The organism is Stenotrophomonas sp. KH_052 (genome assembly GCF_057838755.1).
Genome location: NZ_CM174475.1, coordinates 4,498,016 through 4,512,049, shown reverse-complemented (window position 1 = coordinate 4,512,049; position 14,034 = coordinate 4,498,016). Strand labels below are relative to the sequence as shown.

At 66.8% G+C, this 14,034-nt stretch carries 14 protein-coding genes; 6 read left to right on the top strand and 8 right to left on the bottom strand.

What is annotated here, in order from left to right; translation table 11 throughout:
- Positions 1–14 precede the first annotated feature (14 nt).
- The gene (locus AC3ITW_RS20645) at positions 15–617 is read right to left on the bottom strand and encodes an RIO1 family regulatory kinase/ATPase domain-containing protein (RefSeq protein WP_489390373.1); all 603 of its coding nucleotides are present in this window, start codon (positions 615–617) and stop codon (positions 15–17) included.
- A 492-nt stretch (positions 618–1,109) separates the two neighbouring features.
- On the opposite strand from AC3ITW_RS20645, the gene AC3ITW_RS20640 reads away from it, so the two are divergent.
- Entirely contained in the window at positions 1,110–2,015 is a 906-nt protein-coding gene (locus tag AC3ITW_RS20640) for an aspartyl/asparaginyl beta-hydroxylase domain-containing protein (RefSeq protein ID WP_032973506.1), read from the top strand.
- Between the two features lie 132 nt (positions 2,016–2,147).
- On the opposite strand, the gene speE is transcribed toward AC3ITW_RS20640, so the two are convergent.
- Positions 2,148–3,002, bottom strand: coding sequence for a polyamine aminopropyltransferase (gene speE, locus AC3ITW_RS20635; RefSeq protein WP_100435378.1), 855 nt, complete (start codon positions 3,000–3,002; stop codon positions 2,148–2,150).
- A gap of 191 nt (positions 3,003–3,193) precedes the next feature.
- Between speE and speA the strand changes: the two genes are divergently transcribed.
- Both speA and AC3ITW_RS20625 read left to right on the top strand, forming a co-directional pair.
- Positions 3,194–5,083, top strand: coding sequence for an arginine decarboxylase (gene speA, locus AC3ITW_RS20630; RefSeq protein WP_012512349.1), 1,890 nt, complete (start codon positions 3,194–3,196; stop codon positions 5,081–5,083).
- 43 nt (positions 5,084–5,126) lie between these two features.
- Entirely contained in the window at positions 5,127–5,447 is a 321-nt protein-coding gene (locus AC3ITW_RS20625) for a DUF6122 family protein (RefSeq protein ID WP_012512348.1), read from the top strand.
- 163 nt (positions 5,448–5,610) lie between these two features.
- Here the strand turns inward: AC3ITW_RS20625 and AC3ITW_RS20620 are convergent, their stop codons facing one another.
- From AC3ITW_RS20620 to AC3ITW_RS20610, 3 genes are read right to left on the bottom strand one after another with little or no spacing between them, the layout of a single operon-like run.
- Entirely contained in the window at positions 5,611–6,930 is a 1,320-nt protein-coding gene (locus AC3ITW_RS20620; RefSeq protein ID WP_489389898.1) for a sensor histidine kinase, read from the bottom strand.
- On the bottom strand, positions 6,927–7,586 hold the full coding sequence (locus AC3ITW_RS20615; RefSeq protein WP_489389897.1) for a response regulator transcription factor: 660 nt from the start codon (positions 7,584–7,586) through the stop codon (positions 6,927–6,929). Before AC3ITW_RS20615 ends, AC3ITW_RS20620 begins: the two co-directional genes overlap by 4 nt.
- Positions 7,586–7,876 carry a PepSY domain-containing protein gene (locus tag AC3ITW_RS20610; protein WP_489389896.1) on the bottom strand — a complete coding sequence of 97 codons (291 nt, stop codon included), beginning with the start codon at positions 7,874–7,876 and terminating at the stop codon, positions 7,586–7,588. The genes AC3ITW_RS20615 and AC3ITW_RS20610 overlap by 1 nt, the downstream gene beginning before the upstream one ends.
- Positions 7,877–8,027: 151 nt before the next feature.
- Between AC3ITW_RS20610 and AC3ITW_RS20605 the strand changes: the two genes are divergently transcribed.
- Positions 8,028–8,462 carry a PepSY domain-containing protein gene (locus tag AC3ITW_RS20605; protein ID WP_180889851.1) on the top strand — a complete coding sequence of 145 codons (435 nt, stop codon included), beginning with the start codon at positions 8,028–8,030 and terminating at the stop codon, positions 8,460–8,462.
- A gap of 84 nt (positions 8,463–8,546) precedes the next feature.
- Here the strand turns inward: AC3ITW_RS20605 and AC3ITW_RS20600 are convergent, their stop codons facing one another.
- The 3 genes from AC3ITW_RS20600 to AC3ITW_RS20590 all read right to left on the bottom strand — a co-directional run bounded on the left by AC3ITW_RS20600 (position 8,547) and on the right by AC3ITW_RS20590 (position 10,945).
- A complete protein-coding gene (locus tag AC3ITW_RS20600; protein WP_489389895.1) occupies positions 8,547–9,029 on the bottom strand; it encodes a hypothetical protein in 483 nt (160 codons plus the stop codon).
- 196 nt (positions 9,030–9,225) lie between these two features.
- Positions 9,226–10,437, bottom strand: coding sequence for an NAD(P)/FAD-dependent oxidoreductase (locus tag AC3ITW_RS20595; RefSeq protein WP_489389894.1), 1,212 nt, complete (start codon positions 10,435–10,437; stop codon positions 9,226–9,228).
- Between the two features lie 13 nt (positions 10,438–10,450).
- A complete protein-coding gene (locus AC3ITW_RS20590) occupies positions 10,451–10,945 on the bottom strand; it encodes a lipocalin family protein (RefSeq protein WP_012512342.1) in 495 nt (164 codons plus the stop codon).
- A 182-nt stretch (positions 10,946–11,127) separates the two neighbouring features.
- Here AC3ITW_RS20590 and AC3ITW_RS20585 point away from each other — a divergent pair, with 182 nt between their 5' ends.
- Together AC3ITW_RS20585 and AC3ITW_RS20580 are read left to right on the top strand one after the other, a co-directional pair.
- Positions 11,128–11,376 carry a hypothetical protein gene (locus AC3ITW_RS20585; protein WP_006399378.1) on the top strand — a complete coding sequence of 83 codons (249 nt, stop codon included), beginning with the start codon at positions 11,128–11,130 and terminating at the stop codon, positions 11,374–11,376.
- Between the two features lie 147 nt (positions 11,377–11,523).
- Positions 11,524–13,893 carry a DUF3772 domain-containing protein gene (locus AC3ITW_RS20580; protein WP_489389893.1) on the top strand — a complete coding sequence of 790 codons (2,370 nt, stop codon included), beginning with the start codon at positions 11,524–11,526 and terminating at the stop codon, positions 13,891–13,893.
- Positions 13,894–14,034: the final 141 nt, after the last annotated feature.

Genomic DNA, 14,034 nt, shown 5'->3' with positions numbered 1-14,034 from the left:
AGCAAGCTCGACCCCTACCGGCGCTTGGCCCACTTGTAGAACCGCTTCCAGCCCTGGCGCACGGCGGCGACCCAGCCGGGGTCGGCCACGAGCGCGGCCTGCGCAGCACTCGGCGCCTGGCCAGTCACGCGCTGGCGGATCTTCAGCAGGTTCTTCATGTCGCTGCGGCGCATCTGGCGGCTCAGCGGGTTGCGGCGCAGCCAACGCGGGGCCCGCCAGGCCGAGGTGAAGTCCAGCAGCACCGGTACGCCGCTGCTGACCACCACGTTGGTGCCATGCAGGTCGTTGTGGGTGATGCCGGCGGCATGCAGGCGGCTGAGCGCGTGCTGCAGCTGCTCGAACACTTCATTGCCGACGGCCTGCGCAGTGCTCAGGGTCTGGCCAGGGATGAACTCCATGCCCAGCGCCAGGCCACCCAGCGTGCCAAGCAGCGCGGGGGCATGCTTCCAGCCGCCGAGGCGCTGCAGCATGCGGGCTTCACGTCGCACCATCAGCCGCGCGATCAGTGAAACGGGAGTGCCGCGGTAGCGGGAATAGTCCTTGATGACCGCCTCGCGCCCGTCCAGGCAGGTGCGGTAGACGTCGGGGGCCAGGAAGCGTTCGCCGCGCTTGAGCAGTAGCGGGGTGGCGGCGTCATCGCCGCAGGAGGAGGGGGGAGAGCAGGAAGATACATGTCGGGGTCTCGGACGACCCGGTGGGTGGCGCAAAGCGTCAAGCGAACCGGTGTTACAGGGAGTTACTAAGTTTTCGTTAATTTTAGTACTCACCAGTTCGCTATTCCACGATTTGTCGGAGAAATGTCGGGGTCGTGGCTGGAACAGTTCGTCGCGCTCAATCGGACAATTCTGTCTCACTTTGTCGTCGGTTCTTTCAGAATCAATAGGTTGCGTTTCGCTCTGCTTCGTTCATCCGCGGCCCGCTGAACGTCACGCACGTCCAGCTTGACCCCGACGCACGGCCTACCGACCATAAGCTGTTAATTCGCGACATCGGCGGCCGCCCCTTCCTGGCACGTCCCCGTCCCCTGCCGCGGTCCCCACCGGTGCTGGCCGTCCGGCCGTGCATCGCCCTGTTTCCCGTTCCGGCTGCGGCTGGAGGAAAGTGCTTTGATCATCAAAATCGTCATCGCAGCGCTGTTCGTCGCCTGCGTGCTGTACATCCACTTCCGTGGCAAGGTCCGCGCGCGCTGGTCGCGCCAGCTGCTGGACCATTCCAGCTTCATGGCCCCGATCAACGTGGTCATGTACATGTTCTCGAAGGTGCCGACCACGCCGTTCCTGGACCCGGCCAAGGAATTCCCGCAGCTGGAGCCGCTGCGCCAGAACTGGCAGATGATCCGCGACGAGGCGCTGGCGTTGCGCGATGCGCAGGCGATCGCGGCCTCCAGCACGTTCAATGATGCCGGCTTCAATTCGTTCTTCCGCCGTGGCTGGAAGCGCTTCTACCTGAAGTGGTATGGCCCGTCGCACCCGTCGGCGAAGGCAATGTGCCCTAAGACCACGGCGCTGCTGGAGTCGCTGCCGGACGTGCGTGCGGCGATGTTCGCGCAGCTGCCGTCGGGCAGTGAACTGCGCCCGCACCGTGACCCGTTCGCCGGTTCGCTGCGCCTGCACCTGGGCCTGGCCACGCCCAACAACGACGGCTGCTACATCGAAGTGGACGGCATCAAGAAGAGCTGGCGCGACGGTGAGTGGATGATGTTCGACGAGACCTACATCCACCATGCGCATAACGAGACGCCCGATGATCGCGTGATCCTGTTCTGCGACATCGCCCGCCCGCTGCGCTTCGGCCTGCCAGGCCTGTTCAACCGCGCGGTGGCGGCCACGCTGCTGGCCGGTGGTGCCTCGCCGAACCTGCCGGGTGACCCGACCGGTGGCGTCAACAAGGCATTCGGCAGCGTCTACAAGGTGCGCCTGAAGGCCAAGGCACTGCGCGAGCGCAGCGTGGTGGCGTATCAGGTCATCAAGTGGGGCCTGGTGGTGGCGGTGATCGCCGGTATCTGGGCGCTTTGAATTGTAGAGTCGAGCCATGCTCGACTGCATTTCGGTCAGATCGCGGTAGCCCTGCAGAAGAGCAGTCGAGCATGGCTCGACTCTACAGAAAGCAAAAACCCGCGCTGTTGCCAGCGCGGGTTTTTTGTTGGATCAACCCTTCAGTGCGGCCTGCACGAACGGCGGGGTCACCAGCACGCCGGTGTGCAGCGCGGCGGTGTAGTACAGGGTCTCGAAGGTTTTGGCGGCCGAGTCGGCCTGGCGGAAGTCGAAGCTGCTTTCGCCCTTGCGCGCCAGGGTCACGCTCCACCAGCCGGTGGGGTAGCACGGCTGCGGGAACGGCAGGGTCTTGAACGAGCCGAAGCCGGCCTTGCCCATCTCGGTGCGCATTTCGTTGATCAGCTCCAGCTGCATCAGCGGCGATTCGGACTGCTGCACCAGGATGCCGTCGTCCTTCAGGGCCTTGAAGCAGCTTGCGTAGAAGGCCTTGTTGAACAGGCCTTCACCCGGGCCGACCGGGTCGGTCGAATCCACGATCACCACGTCCACGCTGCCAGCCGGGCAGTTGGCCATGTAGGCCACGCCGTCGTCGAACAGCAGCTCGGCGCGCGCGTCGTCGTTGGAGTCGCACAGTTCCGGGAAGTGCTTGCGCGCCATCACCGTCACCTGCTCGTCGATATCACACTGGGTCACGCTCTCCACGCCGGTGTGCTTGAGCACTTCGCGCAGGGTGCCGCAGTCGCCACCGCCGATGATCACAACGCGCTTGGGCGCGGCGTGGGTGAACAGCACCGGGTGGCTGATCATCTCGTGGTAGAAGAAGTTGTCCTTGCTGGTCAGCATGATGGCCCCGTCGATGGTCATCAGGTTGCCCCAGTCGGTGGTCTGGAAGATCTCGATCTTCTGGAACGGCGACTGCACCTCGTCCAGCTTGCCGGTGATGCGGTAGCCGATGGCCGAGCCGGTGCGCTCGAAGTGCTCGATGTACCAGTTGTTGCTGTCAGTCATTTGAAAACAGTCCTGTTCGGAGGGGTGAAGCCGGGCTGGCGGGCGGGGCCGCGTGGCACAGATGCCACATCCGGACGGATCGGCCCGTTCAGGTTGGAACCTGCCACGGGCGCGGGCGCGCATGATAACGAACCTGTGGGCATATAGGCGTTATCATGCCCCCCCTTTTATTGCCAACAAGGCCGACTGCAATGACCGATTGGTCCCTCGACCAAGCCCGCAAGACCTACTCGATCCCGCATTGGGCGGACGGTTACTTCGACGTGGATCAGGCCGGGCACATGGTAGTGAGACCGACCGGGGCAGACGGCCCGGTGGTGTCGCTGCCCAAGGTGGTGGACGCTGCGCGCGCAGCTGGCGCCAAGCTGCCGCTGCTGGTGCGCTTCCCGGACATCCTGGGCCAGCGCCTGGGCAAGCTGCAGGCGGCCTTCGGCCAGGCCCAGCAGGACTGGGAGTACAGCGGTGGCTACACCGCCGTGTACCCGATCAAGGTCAACCAGACCCGTGGCGTGGCCGGCACCCTGGCCAGCCACCACGGCGAAGGCTTCGGCCTGGAGGCGGGCAGCAAGCCCGAGCTGATGGCGGTGCTGGCGCTGTCGCGCCCGGGTGGCCTGATCGTCTGCAACGGTTACAAGGACCGCGAGTACATCCGCCTGGCCCTGATCGGCCGCAAGCTGGGCCTGCAGACCTTCATCGTCATCGAGAAGCCGTCCGAGCTGAAGCTGGTGCTGGAAGAGTCCAAGGCGCTGGACGTGAAGCCGGGTCTGGGCGTGCGCATGCGCCTGGCCTCGCTGGGCGCCGGCAAGTGGCAGAACAGCGGTGGCGACAAGGCCAAGTTCGGCCTGTCGCCGCGCCAGCTGCTGGACCTGTGGAAGTCGCTGCGTGACACCGAGTACGCCGACTGTCTGAACCTGCTTCACTTCCACATGGGCTCGCAGATCTCCAACGTGCGCGACATCGCCAACGGCATGCGCGAAGCCACCCGCTACTTCGTGGAGCTGTCGCGCCTTGGCGCGAAGATCACCCACGTCGATGTGGGCGGCGGCCTGGGCGTGGACTATGAAGGCACGCGCTCGCGCAGCTTCTGCTCGATCAACTACGGCCTGCATTCCTACGCCAGCAACATCGTGCAGCCGCTGGCCAATGCCTGCGAAGAATTCGGCCTGACCCCGCCGCGCATCGTTACCGAGTGCGGCCGCGCGATGACCGCGCACCACGCGGTGCTGATCGCCAACGTTTCGGAAGTGGAAGAGGCGCAGGAAGGCCGCGTACCGGACCAGCACGACGACGAGCCGGCAGCGATCCGCCACCTGCGCGAGATCCACGACGAGCTGGACGTGCGCCCAGCGGTGGAACTGTTCCAGGAAGCGCAGCATTTCCACGCCGAAGGCCTGGCCAGCTACGCGCTGGGCCAGATCGACCTGCCGCAGCGTGCGCGCATCGACGATCTGTTCTACGCCATCGCCCACGGCGTGCGTGCGCGCCTGAGCTACGACGAGAAGAGCCATCGCCCGGTGCTGGATGAACTGAACGAGCGCTTGGTCGACAAGTACTTCGTCAACTTCAGCGTGTTCGAATCGATCCCCGACGTGTGGGCGATCGACCAGGTGTTCCCGATCGTGCCGATCGAGCGTCTGGACGAAACCCCGGACCGTCGCGGCATCATCGCCGACATGACCTGCGACTCGGACGGCATGGTGGAAACCTATGTCGAGAACGAGAGCCTGGACAGCTCGCTGCCGCTGCACAAGATGAAACCGGGCGAGAGCTACCGCATCGGCTTCTTCATGGTCGGCGCCTACCAGGAAATCCTGGGCGACATCCACAACCTGTTCGGCGATACCGACGCGGTGGAAGTACTGGCCGATGCCGATGGCTACGCCATCACCCAGCAGCGCCGTGGTGACACCACCGACGTGATGCTGGATTACGTGGGTTACCGCCTGGACGAGCTGCGTGCGACCTATGCGCAGCGCGTGGCCGAGGCGCAGCTGTCGCCGGAACGTGCGCAGGAGCTGTCGGAGGCGCTGGAAGCCGGCCTGACCGGCTACACCTACCTGTCCGACGAACCGCTGGTCTGAGGTAAACGGGAACGCCGGGCATGGCCCGGCGCTACCGGCCCCGATGAGCGCGCGCGCGATCTTCCACCTGTTCCTGCATGCCGCCGTGCCAGCCCTGCTGGCATGGCTGTTCTGGCGCAAGCGCTTCGCCTCGGCGTGGCTGCTGATGCTGCTGGGCTGGATCATCGATCTGGACCACCTGCTGGCCGATCCGATCTATGCACCGAACCGCTGCAGCATCGGGTTCCACCCGCTGCATACCGCACCGGCGATTGCGGTCTATGCGGGGCTGTGCGTGCCGAAGAAGACGCGGCTGGTGGGCATCGGATTGATGATCCACATCGTGCTGGACGCGATTGATTGCTGGTGGATGCACCACCGTTGATGCTGGGTGCGTGTCGACCAAGGTCGACACCTGCCGGGTGCACGGCGACCGGTCGGGTTGGCGCTTGGTAGAGCCGGCCGCTGGCCGGCTTCCGCAGGGTGTTCCCGTTGATCACGTGGTTGCCGGCCAGCGGCCGGCACTACCCGCCGTCAGGTTGGCCGCCTCACGCCACCGGCAACCACAACGTGGCCCGCAATCCCGGCTGCGCATTCTCCAGCGCCAACCGCCCGCCATAGCTGGCAGCGATATCACCCACAATCGCCAGGCCCAGCCCACTGCTGCCCTCGCGCTCATCCAGGCGCACCCCACGCTGGGTGACCTGTTCCAGCGCGTCTGCGGCCAGCCCGGGGCCGTCATCGCGTACCTCTATGCGCAACTGCCTTTCGCTGGTGTCTGCAGTGACGTCCACCTGCTGCTTCGCCCACTTGCCGGCGTTATCCAGCAGATTGCCCAGCATCTCCTCCAGGTCCGCCCTGGCACCGGCGAACTGCAGCGTCGGATCGATACCAGCCGCCGTGAACGCAATGCCGCGTTCGCCATGCACGCGTGCCATCAACCGGCACAGCGCCTGTGCGACTGCCGCCACGTCGGTCCGCTGTCGATGGTCGGCGGCCAGTCCGGCAGCCAAGTAACGGTCAACACTGGCCTGCATGCGAGCACTCTGCTCACGCACGGTCGCCCGCCAGTCAGCGCCGTCGCTGTCGGCCTCGGTGGCCAGCACGCTCAGCGGGGTTTTCAGCGCATGCGCCAGATCCTGTGCGCTGGTGCGCGCGCGCGCGACCATGCGTTGCTGATGCTCCAGCAGCGCGTTGAGCTCCTCGCCCAGCGGTGCAACCTCCGCACCCAGTCCCTGTGTATCGATGCGCTGCGCCTCGCCGCGGCGCACCCGTTCCAGCTGCGCACCGAGGCGATGCAGCGGACGCAATCCGAAGTGCACCTGGCTGGCCAGCACCGCCAGCCACGCGGCAACCAGCACGGCCAGGGCGATGGCCGTGCGCTGACGGAATGCGGCCACATCCGCATCCAGCGCACTGCGGTCGGTGGCGACCACGACCACGAACGGCTCGCTGGCGCGTGGCAGGCGAACCTGCTGCACGCGTGCGCGCAGGGATTGCTGCATCGGTCCGTGCAGATTGCGCGTGGCCGGCCCGGTAGCCGGCGCCGGCAGGGTTTCATCCCACAGCGAGCGCGACTGCAGCAGCACGCGGCCATCGGCACCGCCGATCTGCCAATAGGCACCGGAGAACACGCGCTGGAAGCGTGCGTCATTGGGTTCCTGGCGCAGGCGCAGCTGTCCGTCCGCATCCACTTCGGCCTGCGCCAGCAGGGTCAGCATGTCCTGCTGCAGTTCATGGTCGAAGCGATCGCGCGCGCTGCGCTTGAACAGCTCGCCCAGCAGTGCACTGGCCAGCAGCGAGACCAGCAGCAGGCCGACACCGCCAGCCAGCAGCAGGCGCCGTCGCAGCGAGGGTTGCCGGCTCACGGCGCGGCCAGCCGCCAACCCTGGCCGCGTACGGTCTGGATCAGATCGATGCCGAGCTTACGGCGCACCCGCCCGAGCAGCACGTCCAGCGCGTTGGAGTCGGGATCCAAGCCGCCCTCGAACACCTGTTCACCCAGGCGATCACGGCCGATCACCTGACCGCTGTGGTGGATGAAATAGCTGAGCAGGCGGAACTCCTGCGGACTGAGGGGCAGCGCCTGCCCGTCCAGTTCGAAGCGGCCGGCGTTGACGTCCAGCTGCAGCGGGACGCAGTGCAGGCGCGGGCTGGCATGGCCATGGCTGCGGCGGATCAGTGCACGCAGGCGCAGCACCAGTTCGTCGGCCTGGAACGGTTTGGTCAGATAGTCGTCGGCGCCGGCATCGAAGCCGGCCAGCTTGTCGTGCCAGCGCCCGCGGGCGGTCAGCACCAGCACCGGAAAGCTGCGGCCGTTGCCGCGCCAGCGCTCGATCACGCTCAGTCCATCCAGCCCGGGCAGGCCCAGGTCGACGATGGCGGCCTGCAGGTCTTCGATCTGGCCGATCTCCTCGGCCTCGCGCCCGTCGGCAACCACCTGCACCACGTAGCCGGCCTGCTCCAGCAGGGGCAGCAGGCGCTGTGCCAGCGCAGTATCGTCTTCGGCCAACAGGATGCGCATCAGTCGTCCAGCTCCGTCTTCAGCAGCTTTCCGCTGCGCGCATCATAGTCCAGCTCCACCACCACGCCGTCTGCGCGCAGGATCTCCACCTCGTAGACGCCGTCGTCCAGCTCCACTTCCAGCAGCTGGCCCGGGTAGCGCTTGAGTGCATCGCGCACCACGCTTTCCAATGGCACGTAACGGCCTTGCTGCACGGCGCGGCGCGCCACCTGCTGCGCCGGGTCCTGTGCAGGCGCGGCGGCGGTCGGGGCGCTGACCAGGGCCAGCAGCAGAGGCAGGGTGGAGAGCATCGGGGCGCAGGGTGGGCTGTAGGAACAGGCGTGAGTGTGCCGGGGGTGACTAACCGTTGGCTAACAGGGGCGGCTAAGGCGCTGTTAACCACGGGGTGCATCGTGGCGTTGCCGGGATGGTCCGGCCACGAACACGAACAGGAGAACCCCCATGTTGAAGTCGCTCACCCTTGCCACCGTTGTCGCCCTTGCGATTGCTCCCGCCGCACAGGCTGCACCGCTGGGCATGGCCCAGGTCGAACAGACCCTGCGCAAGGCCGGCTACACCCAGATCCACGAGATCGAACGCGATGATGGCCTGTGGGAGGCTGACGTGAGCCGCGCCGATGGACGCTTCAGCGAGGTCTACGTGGACCCCAAGACCGGCGAGATCTTCGACGAGCACAGCGGCCGCGCGCTGTTGAGCACCGAGCAGGTGCTGGCACGGGCACAGGCGCATGGCCTGCGCGAGATCCATTCGCTGGAACGCGATGGCGCGACCTGGTCGCTGGAAGCGCGCAATGCCCGCAACCAGAAGGTGGACGTGCGCCTGAGCGGCTATGACGGCCGCATCCTGCACAGCGAGCGCGACGGCTGGCTGGATTGACGCCCAGGTAGCGCCGGGCCATGCCCGGCGCGCGCAGCGGATGCATCAAGCCGCCGGGCATGGCCCGGCGCTACCCGCAGGTCGTTACCAACCAAACGGCGGCGGGTAATCCCAGTAGCCCGGGCCGCGGCCGTAGTAGCCGCCGTACGGGCCGTAGAAGCCCGGGCCCTTGCCTTCGCTCACGTGGATGTTGACGTTGACCCCATGGGTCTTGCCTTCATCGGTGGTGTAGTTCTTGCTGAGGTTCAGGGTGGCGGCGTTGTAGTGGCTGTTGCCGCCGTTCTTGGAATAACCGATGCCGGTGGTGAAGCTGCCCGACACCTTGACCTTGTCGTCGGTGACGTCGGCGATCTTCGCGTCGTCGTGCACGCGCGGGCCGCTCTTGTCGCCGTAGAACGTGCCCGGCGGGTCCTGCTTCAGGCTCGCATCGTTCAGATAACGCATCGGTGCCTGCGGCAGCGACAGGTCCAGCCCGGTCGCCTGCGGCGCGGTCGCGCCAGCAGCGGACTGGGCCAGCACGGTTCCCGGCAGGGCCAGGCACAGCAGCAGGGTCAGGTGGCGGATCATGACGGCGCTCCAGCGGACAGGTGGCCACGCAACACGCGGCGGTACAGGCCGACGCTAGCAGGGGCTGCTTGAATGATGCCTGTCGGCGCCCCGTAGAGTCGAGCCTGCTCGACTGCGGCCTCTGTAGAGTCGAGCCATGCTCGACTGCTGTTGGCAGACGCAGTCGAGCATGGCTCGACTCTACAAGAGGCGGGCGCTACCGCAGCCGCCCGAACCCGAACAGCCCCTGCAACGGGTGCTTGCGCCGCTCGATCCGGGCCCGCAGCAGCTGCGCGCCGATCATCGAATAGGTGATGCCGTTGCCGCCGTAGGCCATGGCGAAGTGCACCCGTGGCCCCCATTGATCGTGCGGGCCGAAGAACGGCAGGCCGTCGGCGGTTTCGGCGAAGGTGCCGGCCCAGGAGAACGCCGGCACCGGGTCCAGCCGCGGGAACCAATGCAGCAGCTGCTTCATCAGCTTGTCCGCCTTGCGCTCTACGCGCCGATCGCGGCGGGCGGGGATGTCGATGGCGTCGTCCAGCCCGCCCACCAGCAGGCGGCGGTCGCCGGTGGCGCGCAGGTACAGGTACGGGCGTGCGCTCTCCCACACCATCGTGTTGCGCAGGCGGCCCAGCACGTCCGCATCGATCGGGTCGGTGATGAAGGCGTAGCTGCTGCGGTTACGTGCGACGTGCTGATGCAGCCACGTCTGGTTGGCGTAGCCCATTGCCAGCACCACATGGCGGGCGTGAATCGTGGCGCCGCCCTCGGTGAGGGCGCTCACGCCGCGTGCGGAGGGAGTGAGCGTGTGCAGCACCGTACGGTCATGCACCACATTGCCGCCGCGCCGGCGCACGCGCTGCAGCAGCGCATAGGTCAGGCGATAGGGATCGACCAGTGCCGCCTGGCGCGTGAGCAGGGCACCACCGGCGTCCACGTCGAAGCGTTCCTGCAGTGCCTCCGGGCCGAGCCAGCGGGCATCCAGACCGATGCCGCGCCGCGCCTCACCCTCGGCCATCAGGCGTGGTACGTCGCGATGGCGGCTGGCCAGATAGAGGCTGTCCATGCGCTGGAAATCGACGTCCAGCCCACGCGACACCTCACCCAGCGCCGGCATCGCCTCGGCACAGGCCCGGTAGGCCAGCGCGGCGGCGTCCTGGCCATAGCGTTGGGCCAGCTCCAGCAGGTGGGTATCGATCTCGTACTGCAGCAGCGCGGTGCTGGCCGCAGTACTGCCCCAACCGATGTCGCGCTGCTCGATCACCGCCACGTCGTGGCCATGCCGGGACAGTTCGTTGGCAATCAGCGCGCCAGTGATGCCGCCACCGACCACCAGCACGTCGCAGCGCAGGTCCTTTTCCAATGGCGGAAACGCCTGGATCAATCCATTGCGTACCGCCCACCAGGGGTAACCGCTCTTCAGGTCCATGGCCGTGTGCTGCTCAGGCGGTGGGACGGCCGGTATGCGGGGTCTGGATCAGTTCGGACAGATCGAAGCCCTGCAGGCGGGCGGCCGCCAGATAATGGTCCTGCACGGTCGCGTCCAGGCGCGGCTCGCGGGCCAGCAGCCACAGGTACTTGCGATCGGGGCTGCCGACCAGCGCCACACTGTAGTCCGGAGCGACCTGGATCACCCAGTAGTCGCCCTTGGCGAACGGCAACCAGCGCAGGCCCTTGGGCAGGAAGCTCACCTCCAGCCGCGCGCTGTCGTTGTCGACGGCACAGGCCTCGCCGGTGGCTTCTTCGACCTCGCCGTCCATTCGGCAGCGGTTGGTGACGCCGACGTTGCCGTTGTCGAGCAGGGTGTAGTGCGCCGACACGTCGGTGCAGCCTTCCGGTTCATGGCGCATCGGCAGGCGCGCGATCTCATACCAGGTGCCCAGGTAGCGGGGCAGTTTGAGGTCGGCGACGGTCTTCAGCGGCGGGTGCTCGGTCATCGGCGGTCGTGGCAGGGGTGGGCCTCCACGATGCCGATGGCCTTGCCATGGGCGGGTGAAGCCGGGGCGATGGCCGTGTCCAGAACGTTCCGTCGCCCCGGCGGAGCGCCCGTTGTCACCGGCGCGGCGGTATCCTGCAGCCAGCGCCGTGTTTTCCTGATCCAACCGAGGTGGAGGTGCCGATGTACCAGGTGATCCTGTTGAAGAGTGAATCCGCGTTCGCACGCGAACAGTGGCCGCAGGTCGATGACCTGGTCGACTACGAAGGCGTGGCCTACAGCCTGCGTGCCGGCCCGCGCCAGCCGCTGCCGACCGACCACGACTGGCACCCGGTGGCGGTATATGCGCCCGATGAGATTACCGAGGAAGAGTTCCAGGACTGGTACGCGCTGCAGCAGCCGACGGTGGAAGAGCTGCGCCTGAAGTACTGATGCTCGACGCTGCCGGGGCCACCCATCCGCCCTTGACCGGCTCTGCCGTATAGTCGCGCGCAGGCGCGGTGGTCCGCGCGAACCGGTGTGGCTGGCTTGTCTTCTTTCCTGCGATCGATCCGTGCACGGGGCCCCTGGTGGGTCCTGATGCTGTGCAGCGTCTTCCTGCTGTCCGCGCCGGTGCTGGCGCAGGATGATGCGCCCACGCCGAAGCAGCAGCTGGCAGATATCGATGCGAAGCTGAAGGAGGTCGACCGCAAGCGCGGCGACGCTGAAGCCATCGAGACGCTGGCGATGCTGTCCGAGAATGCCTCGCAGGTACGGCGTGACGCCGAGGCGCTGGAAAAGGAGCTGCAGCCACAGCTCGTCCGCCTAGACGAACAGCTGGCGCAGTTGGGCACGCCTGCCGAGGGCACCACCGAGCCGCCCGAACTGGCGGCGCAACGGCGCAGCATCAACAAACAACGCGACGGACTGGCCGCGTCGGTAGCGCAGGCCAAGACCAGTGCCGTGCGCGCCCAGCAGCTGGCGACCGACATCGACCAGCAGCGCGCCGCGCAACGTACCGAAGAACTGGGGCAGAAGGTTGCCTCGCCGTTGTCGCCCGCGCTGTGGAGCAAGGTTGCCGAGCGCCTGCCGATCGATATCGCACGCGTCGCGCCGTTGGCCGAGCAGGGGCGCGATACGTTCGTCGCCGGCATCCGGGCCAACGGCTGGGGCACGCCGTTGCTGGGCCTGCTGGCTGCACTGGTCATGATGTTCCCGCTGCGGTTGTGGCTGCGCCGGCTGGGTCGCCGCTTTGCCGCGTCCGAGCGTGCGCCCGATGGCCGCCTGCGGCGCTCCGGCCTGGCCATGTGGCTGCTGCTGGTGGGCACGCTGCTGCCCGGCTATGCCGTGGTGGTGCTGATGGCGGCGCTGGATGCCATCAATGCGATTGCGCCGCGCCTGCAGGTGGTGGCCGACGGGCTGGAGACCGCAACGTTCCGCGCTGCGTTCATTGCGGCACTCAGCGCCTGCATGCTGGTTCCCAAGCGGCCGTCGTGGCGGTTGCTGAATCTGGATGACACCGCCGCGCTCAAGCTGCGCAAGTACGCGTGGGGCGCGGCGGCGCTGGCCTGGCTGAGCACGGTGCTGGTCGCCCTCGATCAGGCCACACGTACCAGCGACGTCACCACGGTGGCGCTGGATGGCCTGATTGCGCTGACCTACCTCGGCCTGATCATGGCCATGCTGGTGACCCTGGCGCGCCTGCATCGCCGGCAGACCGCCGAGGCCGAGGCCAAGCTGGAGGCGCAGGCCGATGGCGTGGGCGCGGCCACACCGGTGCGCCGCAGCAGCTGGCTGGTATTGGCACGCGTGGCGGGCAACGTCGCGGTAGTAGCGGCCATCATCGCCACCCTGCTGGGCTATCTGAACTTCGCCAAGTTCGTGAACCAGCAGCTGATCGGCGGCAGCATCGTGGTGCTGGCGGCGACGCTGCTGTTCAAATTCGTCGATGACCTGAGCACGTGGATGCTCAATGCCGACAGCAAGGTGGGCCAGACCATTCTGCTCAGCACCGGCCTGAGCGTATCGCGGCTGGAGCAGGCCGGCGTGCTGCTGTCGGCGGCGCTGCGTACCGTGGTCGTGCTGCTCACGCTGCTTGCCCTGGTGGCGCCGTTCGGCAACATCGGTGCGGTGGTGGAGCGATTCACTTCGCTGCTCACCACGGGCATTCCGTTGGGCGGAACCACCCTGAAGCCGATGCAGATCGTGTTGGCGGTTGTGGTGCTGCTGGCCGGTCTGGCGATCACCCAGCTGGTGCAGCGCTGGCTGACCGATACCTACCTGCCCAAGACCGAACTGGACCTGGGGGCGCGTAACTCGGTCAGTACCGTCGCCCGCTACGTTGGCATCATCCTCGCCGTGGTCTGGGCGTTGACGGCGATGGGGCTGGAGCTGACCAAGCTGGCGCTGCTCGTCAGTGCGTTGTCAGTGGGTATTGGTTTCGGCCTGCAGGTGATCACACAGAACTTCGTCTCCGGCCTGATCCTGCTGGCCGAGCGTCCTGTGAAGATCGGCGACTGGGTGAAGCTGGGCGACCAGGAGGGCGACATCCGCCGCATCAGCCTGCGTTCGACCGAGATCCAGGTGGGCGACAAGTCCACCCTGATCGTGCCCAACTCCGAGCTGGTCACCAAGACCGTGCGCAACATGACGATGGGCAACAACCAGGGCCGCATCCAGATCCAGTTCGCGGTGCCGCCCAGCACCGATTTCGGCAACCTGCGGCAGGCGCTGCTGGATGCGTACACCGCACACACCAACGTGCTGAAGCAGCCGGCGCCAACGGTCTACATCGACAGCATTGCCGGTGGCCAGATCACCATCAACAGCTTCGCGTACGTGGCCAGCCCGCGGCAGGTCTACGCCACCCGCAGCGATCTGTACTTCAGCCTGCTGCAGATCCTGGCGGAGCGGAACATCCCGCTGTCGACCCCGACGGACATCCACATCACCCGCGATCCGCAGGAGTAGGGGGTTTTTGCAGGGCTGCGCCCTGCACCCGCTACAAGCCGGAGCAAAGGCAACAGCAACGGCAACAGCGTGCATTCCGTGGGATGGCGGGGCGGTGTCGGAGTGCGGGGACGCCGTAAATCCGTCCATGGAGGCTTGGCA